Raw genomic sequence first — 25,417 nt, forward strand, 5'->3', positions numbered from 1 at the left:
CCATGTCAGAAAATCAACAAGCATTGAACCATGTGGTGTCCATGGAAGACCTCGCTGTCGATCAAGTCATGAAATTGATCAAGCGAGGAATTGAGTTTAAAAATGGAGCTCAGCTTCCCTATGAGGACCATCCGATTGTCTCCAATCTTTTCTTTGAGGATTCTACACGGACGCATAAGTCCTTTGAAGTGGCAGAGATTAAACTGGGATTGGAGCGACTGGACTTTGATGTAAAGACTAGTTCAGTCAATAAGGGTGAAACACTTTATGATACCATTTTGACTTTGTCTGCTTTAGGAGTTGACGTCTGTGTGATTCGTCACCCAGAGGTTGACTACTACAGAGAGTTAATTGCTAGTCCCACGATTACGACTTCCATCATCAATGGTGGAGATGGTTCGGGACAACACCCTAGCCAGAGCTTGCTTGATTTGATGACTATTTATGAGGAATTTGGTCACTTTGAGGGGCTCAAGGTCGCTATTGCAGGTGACTTGGACCATTCACGCGTTGCCAAATCCAATATGCAGATTTTGAAACGCTTAGGTGCAGAACTTTATTTTGCTGGACCTGAGGAATGGAGAAGTCAAGAGTTTGCAGACTATGGACAGTTTGTAACTATTGATGAAATCATTGATCAGGTGGATGTCATGATGTTTCTCCGTGTGCAACATGAACGCCATGATAGTGGAGCTGTCTTTTCAAAAGAAGACTACCATGCCCAACATGGCTTGACTCAAGAACGTTATGACCGTTTGAAAGAAACAGCAATCCTTATGCACCCAGCTCCAGTCAACCGTGATGTAGAAATCGCAGACCACTTGGTTGAAGCACCAAAATCACGGATTGTCCAACAAATGACCAATGGTGTCTTTGTTCGAATGGCAATCTTAGAATCCGTACTGGCGAGTAGAAACGCCAACTAAAACACAAGACGTTAAAAGACGCCAGTGAACGTCCACGAGAGGTGAGAATATGACAAAAAGACTTCTAGTATTAGAAGATGGCACAGTTTTTGAAGGCAAGGCCTTCGGAGCAGATATTGATGTAACAGGCGAAATCGTCTTTAATACAGGGATGACCGGCTACCAAGAATCCATTACAGACCAGTCTTATAATGGACAAATCTTGACCTTTACTTATCCTTTGGTAGGAAATTATGGAATTAACCGTGATGATTACGAATCCATTATTCCAACTTGTAAAGGAGTCGTTGTTTTTGAAGAAGCGCGTCGAGCTAGCAACTGGCGCAACCAAATGACGCTAGATGAATTTTTGAAAGCTAAGAAAATTCCAGGTATTTCAGGAATTGATACGCGTGCTCTTACCAAGATTATCCGTAAACATGGTACGATGCGTGCAACCTTGACCCATGTTGGGGACAGTATGGACCATGTAACGGATCAGCTCCAAGCAACAGTTTTGCCAACAGACAATATCAAGCAGGTTTCTACTAAAACATCCTATCCAGCTCCAGGAGTTGGTTTGAGCGTGGTGCTAGTGGACTTTGGTCTCAAGCACTCAATCTTACGTGAGCTTTCTAAACGCAACTGTAATGTGACGGTTGTTCCGTATTCGACAACGGCTGAAGAAATTCTCCATCTCAATCCTGACGGAGTTATGTTGTCAAACGGTCCAGGTAACCCAGAAGATGTTCCGGCTGCACTAGATATGATTCGTGGTGTGCAAGGAAAAATTCCAATCTTTGGTATTTGTATGGGGCATCAACTCTTCGCCATGGCAAATGGTGCTAAGACCTACAAGATGAAATTTGGACACCGTGGATTCAACCATGCGGTACGTGAAATTGCTACAGGACGTGTGGATTTTACAAGTCAAAACCATGGTTATGCAGTTAGCCGTGAGGATTTGCCAGAGCACTTGATCATTACCCATGAAGAAATCAATGACAAGTCAGTTGAAGGTGTACGTCACAGATACCAACCGGCTTTCTCTGTTCAATACCACCCAGATGCAGCCCCTGGTCCACACGATGCAAGCTACCTATTTGACGAGTTTATCGAGATGATGGAAGCTTTTAAACAATCAAACTAAGAACGAGTAAAAGCTCGTCGGAGAATTTATTTAATGTCGCCCTGAGAGGCAACGAATAGAAAGGCAGGTCGTTTCTTTTAGTCGCTATCAGGCGAACTAAAAACTCCCTGCACTAGATTTTTTACCGAAAAGTATCGTTTCGCTAAAAAATCGTCGGAGAATTTATTTAATGGCAACCTGAGAGTTGCCGAATAGAAAGGAGAAGGGTGCTCCGTATTTGCTGAACTGAATACGGGCTACGGACGGTGCTAAAAAGATAGTTATTCCTAGAACTGACAGTTCTTCGTCATAACTCCTATTTTAGCTTTGTCCGCTTGACGCCCTTAATATCTTATATATGCCTAAACGTACTGATATTCAAAAAATTATGGTGATTGGTTCTGGTCCGATTATTATTGGTCAGGCCGCTGAGTTTGACTACGCTGGGACCCAGGCTTGCTTGTCGTTAAAAGAGGAAGGGTATGAGGTTGTCTTGGTTAACTCAAATCCTGCAACCATCATGACGGACAAAGAAATTGCTGACAAGGTTTACATTGAACCGATTACACTTGAGTTCGTGACACGTATTCTTCGTAAGGAACGTCCAGATGCCTTGCTTCCAACCCTTGGTGGACAAACTGGTCTTAATATGGCCATGGAATTGTCTAAAAATGGTATCCTTGATGAGCTTGGTGTTGAGCTTCTGGGTACAAAATTATCTGCCATTGACCAAGCGGAGGACCGTGACCTCTTTAAACAATTGATGGAAGAGCTCAACCAACCCATTCCAGAATCTGAAATTGTCAACACAGTCGAAGAAGCAGTTGCCTTTGCAGCGACAATTGGTTACCCAGTTATCGTTCGTCCAGCCTTTACACTTGGTGGTACTGGTGGTGGTATGTGTGCCAACGAGGAAGAATTGCGCGAGATCGCTGAAAATGGTCTGAAGTTGTCACCTGTTACCCAATGTTTGATTGAGCGTTCAATCGCAGGATTCAAGGAAATCGAATACGAAGTCATGCGTGACTCAGCTGACAATGCTTTGGTTGTTTGTAACATGGAAAACTTTGATCCAGTTGGGATTCACACAGGGGATTCCATTGTATTTGCCCCTGCCCAAACCATGTCAGATTATGAAAACCAAATGCTACGTGACGCGAGCTTGAGCATCATTCGTGCTCTTAAGATTGAAGGGGGATGTAACGTTCAGCTGGCCCTTGATCCACACAGCTTCAAGTACTATGTCATCGAAGTAAACCCTCGTGTATCGCGTTCATCAGCCCTTGCTTCTAAGGCGACAGGATATCCGATTGCTAAGTTGGCTGCAAAGATTGCAGTAGGTTTGACCTTGGATGAGGTTATTAACCCAGTTACAGGTTCAACCTATGCCATGTTTGAGCCTGCTCTTGACTACGTGGTTGCCAAGATTCCTCGTTTCCCATTTGACAAGTTTGAAAAGGGTGAACGCCGTCTTGGTACCCAGATGAAGGCGACTGGAGAAGTCATGGCGATTGGTCGTAACATTGAGGAATCTCTTCTTAAGGCTTGTCGCTCCCTTGAAATTGGGGTACATCACAATGAAATGCCTGAACTTACATCAGTTTCTGATGATGCCTTGATTGAAAAAGTTGTCAAAGCCCAAGATGACCGTCTCTTCTATGTGTCAGAAGCTATTCGCCGTGGTTACACACCAGAAGAAATTGCAGAGCTTACAAAAATCGATATCTTCTATCTGGATAAACTCTTGCATATCTTTGAAATTGAGCAAGAATTGGGTGCTCACCCACAAGATCTAGACGTTTTGAAAACTGCCAAACTCAATGGATTCTCAGACCGTAAGATTGCTGAACTATGGAAAACGACTGCTGACCAAGTTCGCCAACTTCGTTTGGAAAACAAGATTGTTCCTGTTTATAAGATGGTCGATACTTGTGCGGCAGAATTTGACTCTGAAACACCATATTTCTATTCAACCTATGGTTGGGAAAACGAGTCTATCAAGTCTGATAAGGAATCCGTCCTTGTTCTAGGTTCTGGTCCAATCCGTATCGGTCAAGGGGTTGAGTTTGACTACGCAACTGTTCACTCGGTTAAGGCTATCCAGGCTGCTGGCTACGAAGCCATTATCATGAACTCAAACCCAGAGACCGTTTCTACAGACTTCTCTGTGTCTGACAAGCTCTACTTTGAACCATTGACATTCGAAGATGTTATGAATGTCATCGACTTGGAGCAACCAAAAGGGGTTATCGTTCAGTTTGGTGGTCAAACAGCTATCAACCTTGCGGAGCCATTGGCTAAAGCAGGTGTGACCATCCTTGGTACACAAGTTGCTGACCTAGACCGTGCCGAAGACCGTGACCTCTTCGAACAAGCCCTTAAAGACTTGGATATTCCCCAGCCACCAGGTCAAACGGCTACCAATGAAGAAGAAGCAGTTCTTGCAGCTCGCAAGATTGGCTTCCCAGTTCTTGTCCGCCCATCTTATGTTTTAGGTGGACGTGCTATGGAAATCGTTGAAAACGAAGCAGACCTTCGTTCTTACATGCGAACTGCTGTTAAGGCTAGTCCAGACCACCCAGTTCTTGTCGACTCTTATATCGTTGGGCAAGAGTGCGAAGTTGATGCCATTTCTGACGGAGAAAATGTTCTCATTCCTGGTATCATGGAGCATATCGAACGTGCCGGTGTCCACTCAGGTGATTCGATGGCCGTTTATCCTCCACAAACCTTGTCGCAAAAGGTGCAAGAAACAATCGCAGACTACACAAAACGCCTAGCAATCGGTCTTAACTGCCTTGGAATGATGAACATCCAGTTTGTCATCAAGGATGAAAAAGTCTACGTTATTGAGGTCAATCCACGTGCCAGCCGTACGGTTCCATTCCTCTCTAAAGTGACCAATATCCCTATGGCTCAAGTAGCGACAAAGCTCATTCTGGGTCAAAACCTTGAAGAACTTGGCTACCAAGATGGACTTTACCCTGAAAGCACCCGCGTTCATATCAAGGCACCTGTCTTCTCCTTTACCAAACTAGCTAAGGTAGACAGCTTGCTTGGTCCTGAAATGAAGTCAACAGGTGAAGTTATGGGTTCTGATACGACTTTGGAAAAAGCTCTCTATAAGGCCTTTGAAGCTTCTTACTTACACTTGCCAACTTTTGGTAACGTTGTATTTACCATCGCTGATGATGCCAAAGAAGAAGCCTTGGACTTGGCTCGTCGTTTCCAAAATATTGGCTATGGAATCCTTGCGACAGAAGGGACAGCAACCTTCTTTGCCAGTCATGGATTGCAAGCCCAACCTGTTGGTAAGATTGGTGATGACGATAAGGACATTCCAAGTTTTGTTCGTAAAGGAAGAATCCAAGCTATCATTAACACAGTAGGAACCAAACGAACTGCAGACGAAGATGGTGAGCAGATTCGCCGTTCAGCCATTGAACACGGAGTGCCCCTCTTCACAGCCCTAGATACAGCTAATGCCATGCTTAAAGTATTGGAAAGCCGTAGTTTTGTCACAGAAGCGATCTAGTTGAGAAATATTTTCACGGTTAAAAAGCCAGCGTCAGAAAACGCTGGTTTTTACGATATTAGTGCAGGCTATTCAACTATCAGTTCTTCACTCAAGAATGATGATGAATTGTGATACAATAAGAATAAATTGGGAATGGCTTATGATGTTAATCGTTCCCCTTTTTTGTAATTCTAGTATATCAGAGTCAATATATATTTGCATGGTACTCCCTTTTGAAAAAATGGCTATTTCAGGTGAAAAAAACGACATTTCAGATTTTCTGTTCCAGAAATAGCTATCGCTATGATATAATTATTTTATGATTATTACTATTCCTATAAAAAACCAAAAAGATATTGGCACACCATCTGATTCAGTCGTTGTTCTCGGCTATTTTGATGGTATACACAAGGGGCATCAAGAATTATTTCGTGTTGCCAATAAGGCTGCGAGAAAAGATTTATTACCTATCGTCGTTATGACCTTTAATGAATCTCCAAAGATCGCTTTAGAGCCCTATCATCCTGATCTGTTTTTGCATATTTTGAACCCTGCTGAACGTGAGAGGAAACTAAAGCGTGAAGGCGTGGAAGAATTATATCTCCTTGATTTTAGTAGTCAATTTGCTAGTCTCACGGCAGAAGAATTTTTTGCAACCTATATCAAGGCTATGAATGCCAAAATTATTGTTGCAGGTTTTGATTATACATTTGGTTCTGACAAAAAAACGGCAGAAGATTTAAAGGATTACTTTGATGGAGAAGTTATTATTGTCCCACCTGTAGAAGATGAGAAAGGAAAGATTAGTTCAACTCGTATCCGTCAAGCTATTTTAGACGGAAATGTGAAAGAAGCAGAGGAACTTTTGGGGGCACCGCTTCCATCCAGAGGGATGGTGGTTCATGGTAATGCTCGTGGTCGTACGATTGGTTATCCAACAGCGAATTTGGTGCTTTTAGACCGTACTTATATGCCGGCAGATGGCGTTTATGTCGTTGATGTTGAGATTCAAAGGCAGAAGTATCGTGCTATGGCTAGTGTCGGGAAAAATGTGACCTTTGATGGAGAAGAAGCACGTTTTGAAGTCAATATTTTTGATTTTAATCAAGATATTTATGGGGAAACCGTCATGGTTTATTGGCTTGATCGCATTCGAGATATGACCAAATTTGACTCAGTTGACCAATTAGTGGATCAGTTAAAGGCAGATGAAGAAGTTGCTCGGAATTGGTCTTAAGAGTTTGGGTAATTAAAAAAGAGGTTGTTTGTAACCCAAAAGATAGATGAATAAGTCTAACTTTTGAGGTCACTACACTACCTCTTTTTATTCTTTTTCAAAGGTGAATCCTTCTCCAAGGATTTCATGGGCTTCTGTAATAGTTATAAAGGCTTGAGGATCGATTCGATGAATCATTTCCTTCATTTTCACAATCTCATTTCTACCGACAATACAGTAAATGATTTTCAAATTTTCTTTACTATAGTAGCCTTGACCAGAAATAAAAGTAACTCCTCTTCCTAAGTCATCATTAATTGCTTTAGCAAGTTGGTCGGGACGTTTTGTGATAATCATAAAACCTTTACCAGCATAGCCACCTTCGCCAATCAAATCAATGACACGAGAAACGATAAAATCAAATAAGAGCGTGTAGGAAACCAATCTCAAGTCCTTGAAGATTAGGAGAATGAGCATGAGAATACAAAAATCTAAGATAAAGAGCAGTTTCCCCATGGATATATGAGTGTATTTATTGAGAATACGAGCTAGAATATCAGTTCCGCCCGTTGTACCTCCAGCATTAAAGATAATTCCAAGACCAATTCCCAATAGAATTCCCGCTATAAGTGCAGTAATCAGTAAATCACCTTGAAGATCAATATGAAGGGGAATACGCTCAAAAAAAGCCAACCAAGCTGACAAAGCTAAGGTTCCAAGCAAACTAGAATAGAGAGATTTTGCTCCAAATATTTTCCAAGCTAGGATGAAAAGGGGAATGTTAATCAGCAGGTTCATGAGAGAAACAGGTATTTTAAAAAGATAAAAGGTGATGAGGGTAATACCTGTCGCCCCTCCTTCAAAGAGATGATGAGGAACTACAAAATAAGTCAGGCCAAAAGCATAAATAGCAGCACCTAGTAAAATGGTAAAAATGGGGTAAATTTTTTTAATCATAGGACACCTCTTTTCTTATAAGTTGATTATATCAAATTTTTAGGGAAAATTTGATTGACTCCATTAGGATTTTTAATCTTTTTTTGATATAATTAGAAGTAAGAAAACCAATCTGAATCCTAAAATAGAAAGATTGATACTATGACAAAAATTAAGATTGTAACCGATTCATCTGTTACTATTGAACCAGAACTAGTAAAACAATTAGATATTACAATTGTTCCATTATCTGTAATGATTGATAATGTTGTTTATTCTGATGCGGATTTGAAAGAAGAAGGTAAATTTCTTCAGTTGATGCAAGAAAGTAAGAATCTTCCTAAAACAAGTCAACCGCCTGTAGGTGTCTTCGCTGAAGTTTTTGAGGACCTATGCAAAGATGGTAGCCAGATTCTTGCTATTCATATGTCCCATGCTCTTTCAGGGACTGTAGAAGCAGCACGCCAAGGTGCCAGCCTATCTACTGCCGACGTGACAGTTATCGATAGTTCCTTTACTGACCAAGCCTTGAAATTCCAAGTTGTTGAGGCTGCGAAATTAGCACAAGAAGGCAAAGATATGGCGGAAATTTTATCTCACGTTGAAGAGGTAAAAAAACATACGGAGCTCTATATTGGTGTTTCTACTCTAGAAAATCTAGTAAAAGGTGGACGAATTGGCCGTGTAACTGGATTGTTGAGCTCACTTCTCAATATCCGTGTTGTCATGCAAATGAAAGACCATGAATTGCAACCAATCGTTAAGGGGCGTGGAGCTAAAACCTTTAAAAAATGGTTGGATGAGTTGACAACATCTCTCTCTGAACGTTCTGTAGCAGAGATTGGAATTTCATATTCAGGTAGTGATGACTTGGCGAGAGAAATGAAAGAAAGTTTACAAGCCTATGTTGAAAAACCAATTTCTGTTTTAGAAACCGGTTCTATTATTCAGACTCATACAGGCGAGAATGCGTGGGCTATTTTGGTACGTTACCATTCCTAAAAAAATAAAGAAAATGCGAATAAACAGCGTTTTTAACTTGACCTATAAGGAATTTTAGGATATGATTATATTTGTTAATTAGAAATTAATTTGGAGGAATCATTAACATGGCAAACAAACAAGATTTGATCGCTAAAGTAGCAGAAGCTACAGAATTGACTAAGAAAGACTCAGCAGCAGCAGTTGAAGCTGTATTTTCAGCAGTAACAGAGTACCTTGCAGCTGGTGAAAAAGTTCAATTGATCGGTTTTGGTAACTTTGAAGTTCGTGAGCGTGCTGCACGTAAAGGTCGCAACCCACAAACTGGTAAAGAAATCACAATTGCAGCTTCTAAAGTTCCAGCATTCAAAGCTGGTAAAGCTCTTAAAGACGCTGTTAAATAATTAGTCTTTAAAAAGCCTATTGTATCAAGCTTTCTAGCTTGGTCAGTAGGCTTTTTTTGTGTATAGGGGGCAAAAAAGGGGCAAAATACTATTTTTTCACTTGTTTTAGGATGATATCAATCTGCGTTTTCATTGTTTTATAAGAGAGATGAGTTTTTATTGTTTATCCGTAGGATGATCGACTATTTTAAATAATACTGTATTTCTAGCTTATACTCTTCTAAAATCTCTTCAAACCACGTCAGCTTCACCTTGGATTATATATGTGACTGATTTCGTCAGTCTTATCTACAACCTCAAAGCAGTGCTTTGAGCAACCTGTGGCTAGCTTCCTAGTTTGCTCTTTGATTTTCATTGAGTATTATTTGTCTCAAAATCAAACCATGAAGGTGGATAATCACATTCTCCGATACTTTATTGATTTTCAGTTGAAGTCATATCAAATATTTAAGTAGATAGAAAAGTTATATACTGTTTATTGAAAATATTATAAATCAGATAAAAAGACAGGTGAAACCTTCTGTGTTATACTAGAGATATGTTAGATTTGAAAGAATACGGTATCGTCATGTGGCCGGAGGAGAAGATTAGTTCTTTTCGTGAGAAACTTCTCAACTGGTATGATGAGAACAAAAGAGATTTACCCTGGCGTAGAAGTAAAAATCCTTATCATATCTGGGTTTCTGAAATTATGCTTCAGCAGACCAGGGTGGATACAGTTATTCCCTACTACGAACGATTCTTAGACTGGTTTCCAACTGTGGAAAGTTTGGCAACAGCCCCTGAAGAGCGTTTGTTGAAGGCTTGGGAAGGTTTGGGTTATTATTCTCGAGTACGCAATATGCAGGCTGCGGCCCAGCAGATTATGACTGACTTTGGTGGCCAATTTCCAAACACCTATGAAGGAATTTCCAGCTTGAAAGGAATTGGACCTTATACTGCAGGAGCCATTTCCAGTATCGCTTTTAATTTGCCTGAGCCAGCGGTCGATGGTAATGTCATGCGGGTCTTGGCGCGTCTGTTTGAAGTCAACCACGATATTGGGATTCCAAGTAATCGCAAAATTTTTCAGGCAATGATGGAAATCTTGATTGACCCAGAACGGCCAGGTGACTTTAACCAAGCCTTAATGGACTTGGGCTCAGATATTGAGTCTCCTGTAAATCCCAGACCAGAAGAAAGTCCAGTTAAGGACTTTAGTGCAGCATATCAGAATGGAACCATGGACCGTTATCCAATCAAGGCTCCCAAGAAAAAGCCAGTTCCCATTTATCTAAAAGCCTTGGTGGTCAAAAATACTCAGGGACAATTTTTACTTGAAAAAAATGAAAGTGAAAAGCTATTGGCAGGTTTTTGGCATTTCCCCTTGATAGAAGTTGATAACTTTTCGCAAGAGGAGCAGTTTGACCTCTTTCATCAGGTTGCAGAAGAAAGTGTCAACTTTGGCCCCAGTCCAGAAGAGAGTTTTCAGCAGGACTATGACCTAGATGTTGCTTGGTTTGATACTTATTTTGAGACTGTCAAGCATGTCTTTAGCCATCGCAAGTGGCATGTACAGATTGTAGCAGGTCAGGTGACTGACTTCCATGATTTTTCAGATAGGGAAGTTCGCTGGCTCTTACCAGAAGAGTTCAAGGATGTCCCATTTGCCAAACCCCAACAAAAAATCTGGCAGGCTTATGCAAAAGCCAACTTAGACAGTAGCAAAGACTAGCTATTGTGTCTTCTTGCTATTTTTTGGTATAATAGTAGAGAAAAAGGTGAACATATGAAAAAAATACTAATTGTAGATGATGAAAAACCAATCTCGGATATTATCAAGTTTAATATGACCAAGGAAGGTTACGAGGTTGTAACTGCTTTTAACGGTCGTGAAGCGTTAGAACAATTTGAAGCAGAGCAGCCAGATATTATTATTCTGGATTTGATGCTTCCAGAAATTGATGGTTTGGAAGTTGCTAAGACCATTCGCAAGACCAGCAGTGTGCCTATTATCATGCTGTCGGCTAAAGACAGTGAATTTGATAAGGTTATCGGTTTAGAGCTTGGGGCGGATGACTATGTAACCAAACCCTTCTCAAATCGTGAGTTGCAGGCGCGTGTTAAAGCTCTTCTTCGTCGCACGGACTTGGCTTCTGTGGATAATCAAGAATCAGATGAAAATAAAACTCAACCCTTGCAAATTGGGGACTTGGAGATTGTTCCAGATGCCTATGTTGCTAAGAAATACGGTGAAGAACTAGACTTAACTCACCGTGAATTTGAGCTTTTGTATCACTTGGCTTCTCATATCGGTCAAGTAATTACGCGTGAACACTTGCTTGAAACGGTCTGGGGGTATGATTATTTCGGAGATGTTCGAACAGTTGACGTAACCATCAGACGTTTGCGTGAGAAGATTGAAGATACACCAAGTCGTCCTGAATATATCCTAACACGTCGCGGTGTTGGTTATTATATGAGAAATAATGATTAAACTAATTAAAGACACAGTTTTAACCAGTGATTTTATCTTTATCCTCATTCTACTTGGCTTTATTTTAGTAGTGACCTTACTTTTGCTAGAAAATCGTCGGGATAATATTCGGTTGAAGCAAATCAATCAAAAGGTAAAAGACCTGATTGCAGGAGATTATTCTCAGGTATTGGATATGCAGGGAAGCTCTGAAATTACTAATATTACTAATAATCTCAATGATTTATCAGAAGTAATTCGTTTAACCCAAGAAAATCTGGAACAAGAGAGTAAACGATTACATAGTATCCTCTCTTATATGACGGACGGCGTCCTTGCGACCAATCGTCGTGGCAAGATTACCATGATTAATGACATGGCTAAGAAACAGTTAGGTGTTCAGAAAGAAGATGTTCTCAACAAGAGTATCCTAGAGTTACTTAAGATTGAAGATGAGTATGAACTTCGTGATTTGATTACCCAAATTCCTGAGCTCATCATTGATTCTCAAGATGCTAATGGTGAGTATCTGAGTCTCCGTGTTCGCTTTGCCTTGATTCGTCGAGAGTCTGGCTTTATTTCAGGTTTGGTGGCTGTTTTGCACGATACGACTGAGCAGGAGAAGGAAGAACGCGAACGAAGACTCTTTGTTTCCAATGTTAGCCATGAGTTACGGACACCCTTAACCAGTGTTAAATCCTATCTTGAAGCCTTGGATGAGGGGGCTTTGTGTGAAACTGTAGCACCAGACTTTATTAAGGTATCTCTAGACGAAACCAATCGTATGATACGCATGGTAACTGACCTCCTTCATCTTTCTCGAATTGACAATGCCACCAGTCACCTAGATGTAGAATTGATAAACTTTACTGCCTTTATTACCTTTATCCTCAACCGTTTTGATCAGATAAGAGGGCAGGATGAAGAGAAGAAATACGAACTGGTGAGAGATTACCCCATTACCTCGGTATGGATTGAAATTGATACAGACAAGATGACACAGGTGATTGACAATATTCTTAACAATGCTATTAAGTATTCGCCAGATGGTGGGAAAATCACAGTGACTATGAAGACGACTGATGATCAGATGATTTTATCCATCTCAGACCAAGGTTTGGGTATTCCTAAGCAGGATTTACCACGTATCTTTGACCGTTTTTATCGTGTGGATCGTGCTAGAAGTCGTGCCCAAGGTGGTACAGGTCTAGGACTGTCTATTGCCAAAGAAATTATCAAACAACATAAGGGCTTTATTTGGGCCAAGAGTGAATACGGTAAGGGATCAACCTTTACCATTGTGCTCCCTTATGATAAGGATGCAGTGAAAGAAGAAGTATGGGAGGATGAAGTAGAAGACTAGAATGAGTGAAACAGGCTTTAAATACAGTATTTTAGCGTCGGGTTCCAGTGGAAATTCCTTTTATCTGGAAACTCCAAAAAAGAAACTTTTAGTGGATGCGGGCTTGTCTGGTAAAAAGATTACTAGCCTACTTGCTGAAATTAATCGCAAGCCAGAAGACTTGGATGCCATCTTGATTACCCATGAGCATTCAGATCATATCCATGGAGTAGGCGTTTTGGCTCGAAAGTATGGTATGGATCTTTACGCCAATGAAAAGACCTGGCAGGCTATGGAAAATAGCAAGTATCTCGGCAAGGTAGACTCTTCGCAAAAGCATATTTTTGAAATGGGTAAAACCAAAACCTTTGGAGATATCGACATAGAGAGTTTTGGTGTTAGCCATGATGCAGTCGCACCGCAGTTCTATCGCTTTATGAAGGATGACAAGAGTTTTGTCCTTTTGACAGATACAGGTTATGTTAGTGACCGTATGGCGGGAATTGTCGAAAATGCGGATGGATATCTTATCGAGTCCAACCATGATGTAGAGATTTTGCGAGCAGGTTCTTACGCTTGGCGACTCAAACAACGAATCCTATCGGATCTGGGTCACCTTTCTAACGAGGACGGTGCTGAAGCAATGATTCGGACGCTAGGAAATCGCACTAAGAAAATCTACCTTGGTCACTTGTCCAAGGAGAACAATATCAAGGAACTAGCTCACATGACCATGGTCAATCAGCTAGCGCAAGCTGATCTAGGAGTTGGAGTAGACTTTAAGGTTTATGATACCTCACCAGATACCGCAACACCATTGACAGATATATAAAAAAGAAGGCGAATATGCCTTTTTTCATATATTTTAGTAGAGATTTGGTGTGGTATAATGTTTACAAATGATATAGGAGAAGTAGTGTGAAAAGAAAATGGTTATTTGAGGATTACTATGACACAATGATTATCATACTTGCGTTGATATCTGTTGTTCTAGTCTTGCTTGGATTTGCTGAGATGATTGATTTGGACAATCCGCCTTATAGTATTATTGATTTAGTAATCTGGGGTGTTTTTGTAATTGATTATAGTTGGCGCTTTTTTACTACTAAAAGAAAATGGCGCTTTATTCTTGAAAATATTTTTGATTTATTGGCTATTCTCCCTTTAAATGCTATTTTTACAATATTTCGATTAGGGCGTATCTTTCGCTTAGCAAGGCTGACAAAATTACTGAAACTGACTCGTTTACTTAGAATAATTGGACTTACAGGTAAATTAGAAAGAAAAATTAGTAGATTCTTACGGACAAATGGCCTGATTTATATCTTGTATGTTAATATCTTTATCGTGCTAGTAGGAAGTTCAATTTTATCTGTAGTTGAAGAAAAATCATTCTCAGATAGTCTTTGGTGGGCTCTTGTGACAGTAACCACTGTTGGTTATGGTGATATTGTTCCAGTTTCCCTTTTTGGGAAATGGATAGCTGTTTTATTAATGTTGGTAGGGATTAGTACAATAGGAATGTTAACAAGTACCTTAACGAACTTTTTTGTAAAGGAGAATCCAGATGAACAGATACAATTTGATAAACTCCAAGATGAATTATCTAGTCAGAGAATATTAATAGAGAAACAATCTGAAAAGATAGAAGAACTACATCGAATGATAAAAGACTTAGTTGAAAAAATATAATAAAAGTGAGACAAAACTTGATTCGAGGAGAAATCAAGTAAGTCTTGACACAATAAAACGCATAATATCAAGGTCAGTACATCTGGCACCTTATATTATGCGTTTTTGTGATTTTTATTAGAATGGCAATTTCCCTGCGAAAGCACCCAGTTTTTTCTTGGTCGTTTCATCGATTTGTTCAAGAGCGGAGTTGATGGCTTGAACGGTCATATCAGAAAGAGTTTCAAGGTCTTCTGGGTCAACGACAGCTGGATTGAAGTCAATGCTGATAACTTTCTTATCTCCAGTCAAGGTTGCTTGAACAAGGTCTTGAGCAGATTTGCCAACAAATTGCATAGCAGCAAGTTCAGCTTGGCTTTGTTCCATTTGTTTTTGAAGTTTCTGTGCTTGACGCATCATGTTTTGCATGTTCATCATGGTGATTACAGTTTCCTTTTATCTTATTTTCCTTCCTATTTTATCAATTTTGGGGTTAAAAGTCTAATCTTTTTCTGAGTGAATTCATCTAGTAGCGAAAGGAATGTAGAGGAAATAAAAATATAGGATAGATATTCTAAGAGAATAAGAATATTTATCCTATATAGTTACTAGATAATTTATGAGCTAGTTTAAGGGTTTACCAGCTCTATTCTACTTTATAGAAAAATCCCTCCGTACTGCCATTGATAAGTTGGTGTCCAAGCCATAAGCGGTCTTGTGTGATATCAGACGAGTCAGTATAGCCATTATCTGAAGAAGAGGTGACAGACATGGTTATAGGGATTCCTGCTGGTAAAAAGGCAAGGGCAGAGCCACCAGCACCTCCATCTTTAGGAAGTATATTTGCCTTAAGATAGTGGTCAATTTCTTTAGCGTGTTCAATTGAAATCTTGGAATGATCACTTACTAAACCATTTTTGTCAAAGGTGAATTCAATACCTGTAGGATTTCTCCAAGTTCCTGCAACACTAGAAAAATCTCCATTTTGAATTGCAGAAATATCCATTCCTTTCCTTTCTGACGGAAGGGAAGATTCTTCATTTATGAGACTTGTGACAGATTTCCAAGAGAAAGATCTTATATCAAGGGAAGGTGGTTTTGTCCCCAGTCCCTCTTCTGTATCTGATTCACTAATTAACTCTAACTGTGTTCCATCCTGATTCAACTTGTATAGTTTAAGTTGGATTTGATTAGTAGATACTCGGGTAGATAATTGGAAATAGCTATTTTCTAAAGGATTAAAATGAACGCGCTCACCAATAAAATCCAGATTATTTTCTGCATTGGTTAGTCGAATAACTTCACCATTTTTTAGAGTTCGAATATCTAATAAATCGTAATAGTTAGAATCCGTTTTAAGGGCAACCAAAAGTTCGTCTGTACCATTTTGGTCTAAATCATACAAGCTGTATTGTAGTCCAGAGTATTCTTTAGGATAAGTATTTTTTAAGTTTGCTTTTGAATTGAGCTCTTTAGGTGAAGCTGACGAACCATCTAATACTTTGGCATATTCTTTAAGGACAGTATTGTATAGGGTGTAATCTGTTTTCTTCTCTTCCGATGTAGAAGAAGTTGAACTAGTACTTGAAGCAATTGCTTCAGAACTTGCTGAGGAAGTGTTTTCACTCTGATGTTGGCAAGCCGTTAAAATAGAGATAGCTAAAATACTAATACTGAATAGAAATAATTTTTTCATATATTTAATCTTGTAATTCTAAGCCTTGGGCATCTTGGTGCCATTTACTACCAGTTTTAGACGTTAAAACTTGAATAGTAATTATAATATTCCAAATAGCATTTGCCAGAACAACAAATAGTGTCAATATAGGAATGATAGCCAGCAGAGTTATGCCGATACGCTTGTATCCTTGTTTAGAATTTCCGATGTAAAAATCGTAGGCACCAAACGCTCCTAAAAATAGGGCAAATAAGGCTGCGGCCAGTTTAGATTTATCACTCATTCCATTTGAATGTTGACTAGAGGTAGCTGGAGATGTGTTATCTATTTTTGAAACAATATACTCGTCACCGTTTTGATAAAATTCTACATAATCACCTACTTGTGGTTCAAAACCAAAACTTTTTCTTGAAATTGCAGTAAATTGACCATTATCACCTTTTCCAACATAAACTGTTTCATCTTCAATTTTTATAACTTTGTTCATATAATTGTCTCCTTAATTTATTCCTATTGTATGTTAAACCCACTCGCCGTTAGCATTGACACGGTAGCCATCAGGTGTAGTCGTATTGATTGCTAGGGCTCCAGAGCTATAGGCATAATACCATTTGCCAGATACCTTCATCCAGCCTGTTTTCATAGCACCTGAATCTTGAAGGTAGTACCAGTTACCGTTATCTTTTAGCCAACCAGTCTTCATAGCACCTGAACCGTCAAGATAGTACCAGCCACCGTCTTTTACCCAGCCTGTTTGCATCCAACCAGAGTTATCAAAACGATACCAAACACCGTTGATTTTTTCCCAGCCGTTCGCAGTATAAGTGCCATCTTCGTGTTTATACCACCAGCGAGAACCAGATTGCACCCAACTGCCTGAGAAATTAGAATTTGAATCAGATTGAGTAGTCGTGTTAGTATTTGAATTTGTCGAAGGATTTCCGATAGTCACCTCTTTTCTAACTTTAAAGACACGTTTTCTGTTGTCAACTGAGTGATCGTGTGGAGAACCTGCCTCTCCTGACATCTCCAAGATATATGTTCCAGCAGGAAACTGTCTGATATCGAAAACATCCCCTTTAAATTTATTGCTATAGATTAAAGGTAAAAGAAATTGGTCGTTGACGTCATTAGTTAGACCACTAAAGATGACATCATTATTATGTTGGTACACAATCTTTCCGCTAGCCTTATCAATTAGAGTAACATTTCCTCTAGCTGCATTATCTCCTCCGTGTTGTAGTGGCTCTGAGAGTACACCTTCAAAATTAACTCCAAAATGATGAATTTCAACCTTTGTAATTGTTGCTTCTATTTGTTTTTCAGTACTCGTATTCGAGATAGCATTTGCTTGATTAGTTGATAAAACTTCTAGTTTAGTTACATAAGTGTAAAAAGGTGCTCCTTTCCCTACGTTTTCTCTAACATCGGCTGTTAGTTTGTAACGAACTCCGTCTAATTCAAACTTCATGGTATAGATACCATAGTCTGTTGCTTTAAAGGCAATCGTTTTACCGTTGAATGTGGCGATACCATTGGATTCAAAACTTGCAAATTGCTTAGAAAATTCTTGTCTATAAGCTTTGTCTACATAATCAACCGTTATAAATTCACTATTACCTTTAGAAAATGCTCCGAGTTGTGCTTTTCTTTTTTCTACAAGCGTCACATCTGTTGCGACTAAATCTGTATCACGATAACCAATAGCAGGGACTTCAACATAGGCATTGGCTGCTGGAGACCATACTTTGACCATTGGAACACTTGCGGCATTGACACTTGAAATCGTAGCTCCTGTTGCTACAAGTGATAAAACTGCTGTAGTAGTTAAAACGATTTTTTTCATAATTTTTGTTTCCTTTTCTTTTTATCTATTTTTTATAATATTATCCTAGACCCACTCACCCTTGTAATTGACACGGTAGCCATCAGGGGTCGTCGTATTGATTGCGAGTGCACCAGAGCTATAGGCATAGTACCATTTACCAGATACCTTCATCCAGCCTGTTTTCATAGCCCCTGAGCTATCAAGATAATACCAGCTACCGTTATCTTTGAGCCAGCCAGTCTTCATAGCGCCTGAGCCGTCGAGGTAGTACCAATTCCCACCGTCTTTCAACCAACCTGTCTGCATCCATCCTGAACTATCGAAGTGATACCAGATATTATCTAATTGTGCCCACTGATTGTAAGGGTAAGACCCATCAAGTTGCATAAACCACCAACGAGAGCCAGATTGTCGCCAAAAACCCATACCCCTACCAATATCTTGCATTTGAAAAAAGAAACCTGGTTTATTAGTCCCGTTAGACTTACCTTGTTTTGTTTGCTTACTGGTATGAGTTCCGATAGACTTCAAGTCTTTGTCAAAAAGATTCGCTTTAGTCGCAAATGTTTGAGTCTGAGAAGAGTTTACTTCTGTGTATTGAATGGCTTTTCCATAACCACCAGCTAATTCTTCAGAGCCACCAGATGCTGTTCCGAAACTTTGTGCAACGGTAATCCAACTATTTTTAGGATTATCAAAGGCTGCCAAACCCATATAGGTCAATTCTGGATTGATTAAGGATTCATAATGTCCAGTTTGAGCAGAGACACTTGCTCCACTAAGAGATTTGACGTAATCTGCTTTTTCTTCATACCATTGATTAATAGCCGTCATAAATCCATCATAGTTCCAAGCTAAATTTTCGGCTAGTGAGAAATTTCCTGAAGGCCATGCACTCCAAATATCTTTATTAGATAAACGTTTATGATTCATAGTTACAGAAGCTTCTGCTGCACGAGAAAATGCTGTTTTCTCTAGTGCAGTTGACCATTTGATGGGAACATAGCTGGTAACTAGACCTTCATCTGCCGCCTCTTTTCGAATGGCATTGATACGGTCTAAAATAGCCTGTTTATCTGGCGTCAAGAAGGTTCCTTCAATTCCAACTAAGCTAGTACCGGCAGAAGTACTAGTTACCTCAGAGTTCAAGATATGATAAGATTGACCATTGATTTCTTGAGTGGAAGCCAGTCTATCATTAGCGGCTACTGATTGGGGTGCAAGACTTCCAACTCCTAATAATGAAAGTGTTAGAACTGTTGCAAGTGTGAATTTTTTAGTTTGCTTATTCATTTTGTCTCCTCTTGTTTTTATTATAAATGTTTTTATGATAAGTTAATTCCACCATCTCCTTTATAATAATTTATCTCTAGTATACTAAGAAACTTTATTAAATTTAAAAAAACTACGAAAAAATACGTTTTTCTATATCAACACCCTAAAATCAAGGTGAAATAGAACGTTTTCGTAGTTTTTCTCCTATTTACTTATGATTAGTGTATAATATAAAAGTGAAGTTAAAATAAAATAAGGGAGAAAGTTATGTCTACAAATTTCGGCCCCGCGCTTAAAAAGATGAGAGAAGAAAGAGGATTTACTTTAAAACAAGTAGCTGGTACAGCGATTAGCCCTAATAATCTAAGTAAGTTTGAAAAAGGCGAAGCTATGATTAAAACAGATACTTTCTTTATCTTTGAGAATCTGAATATTGTTTCCAATGAAGACATCATCCTTGTGGTTTCCATGCAAAATGAAGAGACAACCAAATTAGTCGAACATAGAAATGATCGAACTTTGGAGTCTGATGATGCCAAAGATACAGTCAAAGATGATGAAAATCCTTATGTTAGAAATTTCCTTCATTTATTAACTCTCATATCTACTGAAAAAATGCTAACTGAAGAGGATTGGGAAATCCTTGAACAACTAAAAGAACAGCTGTTTTCAATGGATTACTGGTTACCTTTTGATTTTCATGTATTTCAACGCTTAGGCACTTTATTTGATTTTCCTCTTGAAATGTATCAACAAAAAGAAAAAGAAGTTTTTGAACTTCTCTCAAGTAGCCTTCCTTTAGCTACAAATCAAACCCATATGTTGGTGGATGTACTTCGAACAATTGTTAAATACTATTCTGAAAATGCTTATTATGATTTGGCACAACAATTGATAGATAAAATTGAATTGTATCGTATAAAGTATTGCAGGATTTTTGTCCATACTGGTTACTATTTACCTCTATATCCTTTTATGACTATCAAGATGTATGAGGTGTATAATCTTCTTAGACAAAATAAAATAGAGGGGATAAAACTAGGACATCAGATTATCCAACATCTTGATACCATGAAAGTCTTATTTCCAGAAAATGAAATTTTATCCTTAAAAAACTCCTTCATTAAGGAAGTTAAAGAACTCAATAACACAGGGATTCCATTCCCCTAGAAAGGTTATAAATGAAATCATATAAGAAATTTACGATTCTTGCTCTGGCTCTTCTTGGATTCACTAGCCAAACAGTTTTAGCTAATGATGCTAGTCATTCTACGAATAACTCTATTGATAGTTCAACTACTAGCTCTGCAAATGCTTCTCAAGCAACTACAGAAATCCAGCCAACGAGCCCGATCCCTAGTTCGAGTGAGCAGGAGATAAAGCCAACTCTTCCTACTGAGTCTAAGCTACAAACTGGTTGGGTAAAAGAAGACGGGAAGTGGACTTATTATAGTCAAACGGGTGTCAAATTTACAGATACTCTTTATGAGGGCTACCTATTTGATAAGAATGGTTACTTACTTGAAAATAGCTGGTATCAGATGGCTAACAAGTGGTACTACGCCAATGGTTCAGGAAAATATCTGTCTAACCAATGGAGTCAAATCAATGGTAAATGGTATGCATTTGATCAAAATGGTGTCATGATGGCTAATACCTGGAAGGGAAATTATTATCTGAAGTCCAGTGGGGCTATGGCAGATAAAGAATGGGTGTACGATCCTAACTACTCTAGCTGGTTTTATCTCAAGTCAGGTGGGCACTATGCTGAACAGCAATGGGTTGGCTCTTACTATCTAAAATCTGGTGGCTACATGGCTCATAAAGAGTGGCTTTATGATCAAGATTATCAAGCTTGGTATTATCTTAAAGAAGATGGCGTTTATGTCACTGGAACTTATACTATTAATGGAAGCAGCCATTTTTTCAAAGATAATGGTAAATGGGTTCAAGAACTTCCAAAAGGATTTGAAAAGGGGCACTATAGTAAAACTATCTTCCTAGATCCTGGGCATGGTGGACGTGATTCGGGCGCTTACTATTATGGAATAGCTGAAAAAGATTTGAATCTACAGGTCTCTCGTAAATTACGGAAACGTTTAGAGGAACTGGGCTATACAGTTTTAACATCTCGTGATAGTGATGTGGATGTTGACTTTGTGACAGAGCGTTCTCGTATGGTAAATAAGACGAATGCAGACTTCTTTATTAGTATTCATTTTAACGCTACTGGGAATGACACAACATTGAATCTGGGAATACAGACTTATTCTTATAAGGAAGAAGTAGATTATCCGAGCAAGATTAACCAGTACTGGCATAATAATCCAGATCGAATGAGTGAAAGTAATCGTTTGGCAGCTGACCTTCATTCATCTCTCTTGGCCGAGACAGGAGCTAGAGATGCTGGGCTTTTGCAATCCACCTTCGCTGTTCTTCGTGAGACTGCGAAACCTGCTGTGTTATTAGAGTTGGGTTATATGGATAATCCAGAAGAAAACCAACGAATCCGTAGTGATCAATACCAAGATAAGTTAGTTGAAGGCATTATTAAAGGAATTCAAAAATATTACGCTGGAAATTAAGAAACTAGATCAAACTAAGCTTTGGAGATTTTCCTAGGCTTAGTTTTTTGCATTTGTAATGCTATTCATAACATTGAATTTTCTGAAAATTTATTAAAAAATGAGTGAAAACGTGGTATAATGAGACGTAAAATTAATTCAGGTTTCCTGAACCGATAGGAGTAAACAATGAAAAAACTAGGTTTTGTCCTTTTATCTTCAGCCTTGCTATTGACAGCTTGTGCTGTTAGGTTTGAAAAATCAGCAGATACAACCGATTCATCTAAGGTGACAGCCTTGTCTGAAGACAAGCAGAAAATGCTTGATAAGGCCACTGCTGACTATGAGACTTTTGTGCAAGAGCAAATTGATAAACTTTTGACAGATACGGAAGGATTTGTCAAACTTTTGAAAGAAGGTAAGTTAGAAGAAGCTAAGAAGGTTTATCCACTGATTCGTATGTCTTATGAGCGTTCAGAACCAATTGCTGAAAGTTTTGGTGAGTCAGATGTAAAAATTGACTTCCGTTTGGCAGACTATATGGACGAAAACAAGACAGAAGAAGGTTGGTCTGGTTTCCACCGTATCGAGCGTATCCTTTGGGAAGACAATACAACTAAAGGAACTGAAAATCAAGATAAGGAAGAATAAGATTTGTCTAATAAAAAACTTTGTACTCTAGAAACCATCGTGTGGCTAGCTAGAGTGCAAAGTTTTTTTATTTTCTAGTTAAAATGAAGACTGTATTCTTTATAATCACAAGGCTATTAAGGGAGCAGTTGACATTAAAATGATGATTTTGAGTTTTTATTATTTTTGCTTTGTAGCAAGGTAACATAGTCGCTTTTTGTGTGGAATAAGTGGGAAAGAAAAACAGTTCTTTGGGTTTGATCGATAAAGTAAAGCAAGATATATTGCCCGATAATTTTTCCTCGTGTGGGGTACTTACTATTGATTTTAAGGACGATTTTTTCATCTGCATCAAAGCCAGCTTCAGGAAAGGTTTCTAAACTTTTTAAGCCGTCTAGAATTTTGGCCACAGTATTTTTAGCCGACTGGGGTAATAAAAGAACAGTAGTAATGTAATCATGAATACTGTCAATTGCTTGACTCACTTCGGTAGATAGAATCACTTTATAAGTCATATCGTAGCCTCATATCATCTAGGGAAGTTCCTTGTCCGGATTCATATTCTCTTAAGGCGCGTTCAGATTGGGCTTGTAGTTCCTGAATCAATCGCTCACGGTGTAAATCTTCTGCAGTTTTTATTGGTAAATCCTGTTCGAGAACAATTTGCTCGATAAAAAGACTAATAGCATCCGTCATAGTCATTCCTTTTTCCTTGATGATAGCTCTAGCTTGTTCCATTGATGATTTATTGATTTTAAAATTGTATTGCTTAGTAAGTGATGTAGTCATGGTATATCTCCAATCTATACTATATATAGCTAGTATATATCTTTTATACTTTTTAGGCAAGAAAAAACTTTGTTCTCTAGAAACCATCGTGTGGCTAGCTAGAGTGCAAAGTTTTTTGAGTTTGGAACATGAAAACAGTAGTTAATTTCAAGAAAGAAAAAAGAACAGCCGAAACTGTTCTTTTTATCATTATTTGAGACCGTATTTTTTGTTGAAACGATCCACGCGTCCATCTGCTTGAGTGAACTTTTGACGTCCAGTGTAGAATGGGTGTGAGTCTGATGAAATTTCCACACGGATCAATGGGTAAGTTTCGCCTTCGAACTCAACTGTTTCGTTAGAGCGTTTTGTTGAACCGCTAAGGAATTGGTAACCAGTAGTTGTGTCCATGAAGACAACTGGGCGATATTCTGGATGGATATCTTTTTTCATTTTGCAATATTTCCTTTCTGCCATGGTCTCTTTGCGAGCCATAGATTATTACCATACTAGTCTATCAGATTCTGAAAAGTTTGGCAAGTATTTTATCAGTTTTTAAGCAAGTTTTTTAACTTTTGGTAGATGATTTCGTTTTCTTCTAGGCTATAGGAATTAGCACCACTTGCTAGAGGGTGACCTCCACCATCATGTTCCTTGGCGATTTCATTGATAGGATGGATTTTACTGCGTAAGCGAACGCGGTAGTGGCCATCAGCCTGCTCCACAAAAATTCCCCAGAGACTTACACTGTCAATGCGTCCAGGTGCACCGACAATGGCTGCAGTTTCAGCATCGGTAACATTGAATTGTTTTAAGATTTTCTGACTCAGGATAACGCGCGCTGCACCGTTTTCATCCACTTCCAGATGGTCGTAGATGTAGCCTTGAAGTTTTGCAATTTTGTAGCTCATAGTGTCCATTTTGCGAGTGAGAGCTGCAAAGTCAAAGTTATGTTCTCTCAAATAAGCAGCAAGGCGGAGGGTCCGTGCAGTGGTAGAAGGGTAGAGGAAGCGACCTGTATCACCGACAATTCCTGCAAAGAGCAACTCAGCAGTGCGATCTGACAAGGCCAGTTGGGTTGTTTCAGCAAATAGGGTAATCATCTCGCTAGCGCTACTTGAACTAGTGTCGACCCAAGACAGGTCACCATATACATCATCATTTGGATGGTGGTCAATCTTAATGAGAAAATCACCTTGACGATAGCGCTTATCATCGATACGAGCAGTATTAGCTGTATCACAGACGATGACAAGGGCTCCTTGGTAGGCACTATCTTCAACAGAATCCATTTCAGCCATCCAAGTAAGAGTTGGTTCATCAAAACCAACTGCTTTGATAGTTTTTTCTGGGAAATGATGTTTGAGAAGAGCTTTCAATCCCACTTGACTTCCCAAGGCATCAGGGTCTGGTTTCATATGACGGTGAATGATAATCGTGTCGTATTCTTTGATTTTTTCTAAAATTTGATGGCAAATGTCCATAAATAACCTCAATTCTTTCTCATTTCATTGTAGCACAAGAATTTTTATTTTTAAAATGAAAAAGATGTGATATAATGGAGAAAGATAAATTGAGGAGGACGATATGGCATTAGCAAAAATTGTATTTGCCAGTATGACCGGTAATACCGAAGAAATTGCAGATATTGTAGCAGACAAATTACGTGACTTGGGATTGGATGTCGATGTTGATGAATGTACAACTATTGACGCTTCAGACTTCTTGGAAGCAGACATCGCTATCGTTGCGACCTATACTTATGGTGATGGTGAATTGCCAGATGAGATGATGGACTTCTACGAAGATTTAGCTGATCTCAACTTGAATGGCAAAATCTACGGAGTGGTCGGCTCAGGAGATACCTTCTACGATGAATTCTGTAAGGCTGTTGATGACTTTGACCGTGTCTTTGTGTCAACAGGAGCAGAAAAAGGTTCAGAGTGTGTCAAAGTTGATCTTTCTGCCGAGGAAGAAGATATTGAACGCTTGGAACAATTTGCAGAAGAATTGGCTGCTAAAGTAGGATAAGTATAAACGTGCGCTGATGCAATCAATCAGTGCATTTTTCTTACCGTGACTTGGGATTTTACTAGCCTATTTAGTGGCTTTTTGATA

24 protein-coding genes and 1 pseudogene are annotated in these 25,417 nt (G+C 39.0%); 15 read left to right on the forward strand and 10 right to left on the reverse strand.

Annotated elements, in window-relative coordinates; all coding sequences use genetic code 11:
* Positions 1-2: 2 nt before the first annotated feature.
* The 4 genes from B7695_RS10330 to B7695_RS10345 all read left to right on the forward strand — a co-directional run bounded on the left by B7695_RS10330 (position 3) and on the right by B7695_RS10345 (position 6,788).
* Positions 3-926, forward strand: coding sequence for an aspartate carbamoyltransferase catalytic subunit (locus B7695_RS10330; RefSeq protein WP_084891569.1), 924 nt, complete (start codon positions 3-5; stop codon positions 924-926).
* A 49-nt stretch (positions 927-975) separates the two neighbouring features.
* Complete coding sequence (locus B7695_RS10335; protein WP_084891571.1) at positions 976-2,055, forward strand: carbamoyl phosphate synthase small subunit; 1,080 nt, start codon at positions 976-978, stop codon at positions 2,053-2,055.
* 337 nt (positions 2,056-2,392) lie between these two features.
* Positions 2,393-5,569, forward strand: coding sequence for a carbamoyl-phosphate synthase large subunit (gene carB / locus B7695_RS10340; RefSeq protein WP_084891573.1), 3,177 nt, complete (start codon positions 2,393-2,395; stop codon positions 5,567-5,569).
* 301 nt (positions 5,570-5,870) lie between these two features.
* A complete protein-coding gene (locus B7695_RS10345; protein WP_084891574.1) occupies positions 5,871-6,788 on the forward strand; it encodes a bifunctional riboflavin kinase/FAD synthetase in 918 nt (305 codons plus the stop codon).
* Positions 6,789-6,875: 87 nt separating this feature from the next.
* On the opposite strand, the gene B7695_RS10350 is transcribed toward B7695_RS10345, so the two are convergent.
* Positions 6,876-7,724 carry a YitT family protein gene (locus tag B7695_RS10350; protein ID WP_000592057.1) on the reverse strand — a complete coding sequence of 283 codons (849 nt, stop codon included), beginning with the start codon at positions 7,722-7,724 and terminating at the stop codon, positions 6,876-6,878.
* Between the two features lie 141 nt (positions 7,725-7,865).
* On the opposite strand from B7695_RS10350, the gene B7695_RS10355 reads away from it, so the two are divergent.
* The 7 genes from B7695_RS10355 (at position 7,866) to B7695_RS10385 (ending at position 14,577) form a co-directional block, all read left to right on the forward strand.
* The gene (locus tag B7695_RS10355) at positions 7,866-8,705 is read left to right on the forward strand and encodes a DegV family protein (protein WP_084891576.1); all 840 of its coding nucleotides are present in this window, start codon (positions 7,866-7,868) and stop codon (positions 8,703-8,705) included.
* Positions 8,706-8,812: 107 nt separating this feature from the next.
* Positions 8,813-9,088, forward strand: coding sequence for an HU family DNA-binding protein (locus tag B7695_RS10360; RefSeq protein ID WP_084891578.1), 276 nt, complete (start codon positions 8,813-8,815; stop codon positions 9,086-9,088).
* Positions 9,089-9,626: 538 nt separating this feature from the next.
* Positions 9,627-10,802, forward strand: coding sequence for an A/G-specific adenine glycosylase (gene mutY, locus B7695_RS10365; RefSeq protein ID WP_084891580.1), 1,176 nt, complete (start codon positions 9,627-9,629; stop codon positions 10,800-10,802).
* Between the two features lie 54 nt (positions 10,803-10,856).
* Positions 10,857-11,564 carry a response regulator YycF gene (gene yycF, locus B7695_RS10370; protein ID WP_000722071.1) on the forward strand — a complete coding sequence of 236 codons (708 nt, stop codon included), beginning with the start codon at positions 10,857-10,859 and terminating at the stop codon, positions 11,562-11,564.
* Positions 11,557-12,906: a cell wall metabolism sensor histidine kinase VicK gene (vicK, locus tag B7695_RS10375; protein WP_084891582.1), complete on the forward strand. Its 1,350-nt coding sequence runs from the start codon at positions 11,557-11,559 to the stop codon at positions 12,904-12,906. The genes yycF and vicK overlap by 8 nt, the downstream gene beginning before the upstream one ends.
* A gap of 1 nt (position 12,907) precedes the next feature.
* On the forward strand, positions 12,908-13,717 hold the full coding sequence (locus tag B7695_RS10380; RefSeq protein ID WP_000004961.1) for an MBL fold metallo-hydrolase: 810 nt from the start codon (positions 12,908-12,910) through the stop codon (positions 13,715-13,717).
* An 86-nt stretch (positions 13,718-13,803) separates the two neighbouring features.
* Entirely contained in the window at positions 13,804-14,577 is a 774-nt protein-coding gene (locus B7695_RS10385; RefSeq protein WP_084891584.1) for a potassium channel family protein, read from the forward strand.
* 117 nt (positions 14,578-14,694) lie between these two features.
* Here the strand turns inward: B7695_RS10385 and B7695_RS10390 are convergent, their stop codons facing one another.
* The 5 genes from B7695_RS10390 to B7695_RS10410 form a co-directional block, all read right to left on the reverse strand.
* Complete coding sequence (locus B7695_RS10390) at positions 14,695-14,994, reverse strand: YbaB/EbfC family nucleoid-associated protein (protein WP_042900806.1); 300 nt, start codon at positions 14,992-14,994, stop codon at positions 14,695-14,697.
* Between the two features lie 208 nt (positions 14,995-15,202).
* On the reverse strand, positions 15,203-16,252 hold the full coding sequence (locus B7695_RS10395) for a DUF6287 domain-containing protein (protein ID WP_084891586.1): 1,050 nt from the start codon (positions 16,250-16,252) through the stop codon (positions 15,203-15,205).
* A 4-nt stretch (positions 16,253-16,256) separates the two neighbouring features.
* Complete coding sequence (locus B7695_RS10400) at positions 16,257-16,721, reverse strand: hypothetical protein (RefSeq protein WP_084891588.1); 465 nt, start codon at positions 16,719-16,721, stop codon at positions 16,257-16,259.
* A gap of 33 nt (positions 16,722-16,754) precedes the next feature.
* Positions 16,755-18,080 (reverse strand): N-acetylmuramoyl-L-alanine amidase family protein, encoded by a 1,326-nt coding sequence (locus B7695_RS10405; RefSeq protein WP_084891591.1) that lies wholly within the window; start codon positions 18,078-18,080, stop codon positions 16,755-16,757.
* A 45-nt stretch (positions 18,081-18,125) separates the two neighbouring features.
* Entirely contained in the window at positions 18,126-19,355 is a 1,230-nt protein-coding gene (locus B7695_RS10410) for an N-acetylmuramoyl-L-alanine amidase family protein (RefSeq protein ID WP_084891593.1), read from the reverse strand.
* A gap of 249 nt (positions 19,356-19,604) precedes the next feature.
* On the opposite strand from B7695_RS10410, the gene B7695_RS10415 reads away from it, so the two are divergent.
* The 3 genes and pseudogenes from B7695_RS10415 to B7695_RS10425 all read left to right on the forward strand — a co-directional run.
* On the forward strand, positions 19,605-20,507 hold the full coding sequence (locus B7695_RS10415) for a helix-turn-helix domain-containing protein (protein WP_084891595.1): 903 nt from the start codon (positions 19,605-19,607) through the stop codon (positions 20,505-20,507).
* 11 nt (positions 20,508-20,518) lie between these two features.
* Positions 20,519-21,922, forward strand: a complete 1,404-nt coding sequence (locus tag B7695_RS10420; RefSeq protein ID WP_084891597.1) for an N-acetylmuramoyl-L-alanine amidase — start codon at positions 20,519-20,521, stop codon at positions 21,920-21,922.
* Between the two features lie 168 nt (positions 21,923-22,090).
* Positions 22,091-22,534: pseudogene (locus B7695_RS10425) on the forward strand (imelysin family protein); the annotation flags it as partial.
* Positions 22,535-22,686: 152 nt separating this feature from the next.
* Here B7695_RS10425 and B7695_RS10430 read toward each other — a convergent pair.
* The 4 genes from B7695_RS10430 to B7695_RS10445 all read right to left on the reverse strand — a co-directional run bounded on the left by B7695_RS10430 (position 22,687) and on the right by B7695_RS10445 (position 24,783).
* On the reverse strand, positions 22,687-23,046 hold the full coding sequence (locus tag B7695_RS10430) for a type II toxin-antitoxin system RelE/ParE family toxin (protein WP_084891601.1): 360 nt from the start codon (positions 23,044-23,046) through the stop codon (positions 22,687-22,689).
* Positions 23,036-23,320 (reverse strand): type II toxin-antitoxin system RelB/ParD family antitoxin, encoded by a 285-nt coding sequence (relB, locus tag B7695_RS10435; protein WP_192855783.1) that lies wholly within the window; start codon positions 23,318-23,320, stop codon positions 23,036-23,038. The genes B7695_RS10430 and relB overlap by 11 nt, the downstream gene beginning before the upstream one ends.
* A 189-nt stretch (positions 23,321-23,509) precedes the next feature.
* Positions 23,510-23,752: a type B 50S ribosomal protein L31 gene (locus B7695_RS10440; RefSeq protein ID WP_000710764.1), complete on the reverse strand. Its 243-nt coding sequence runs from the start codon at positions 23,750-23,752 to the stop codon at positions 23,510-23,512.
* 95 nt (positions 23,753-23,847) lie between these two features.
* Entirely contained in the window at positions 23,848-24,783 is a 936-nt protein-coding gene (locus tag B7695_RS10445) for a DHH family phosphoesterase (RefSeq protein ID WP_084891605.1), read from the reverse strand.
* A gap of 103 nt (positions 24,784-24,886) precedes the next feature.
* Between B7695_RS10445 and B7695_RS10450 the strand changes: the two genes are divergently transcribed.
* Positions 24,887-25,330 carry a flavodoxin gene (locus B7695_RS10450; RefSeq protein WP_084891607.1) on the forward strand — a complete coding sequence of 148 codons (444 nt, stop codon included), beginning with the start codon at positions 24,887-24,889 and terminating at the stop codon, positions 25,328-25,330.
* Positions 25,331-25,417: the final 87 nt, after the last annotated feature.

It is taken from the genome of Streptococcus mitis (assembly GCF_002096845.1).
GTDB lineage: Bacteria > Bacillota > Bacilli > Lactobacillales > Streptococcaceae > Streptococcus > Streptococcus mitis_A.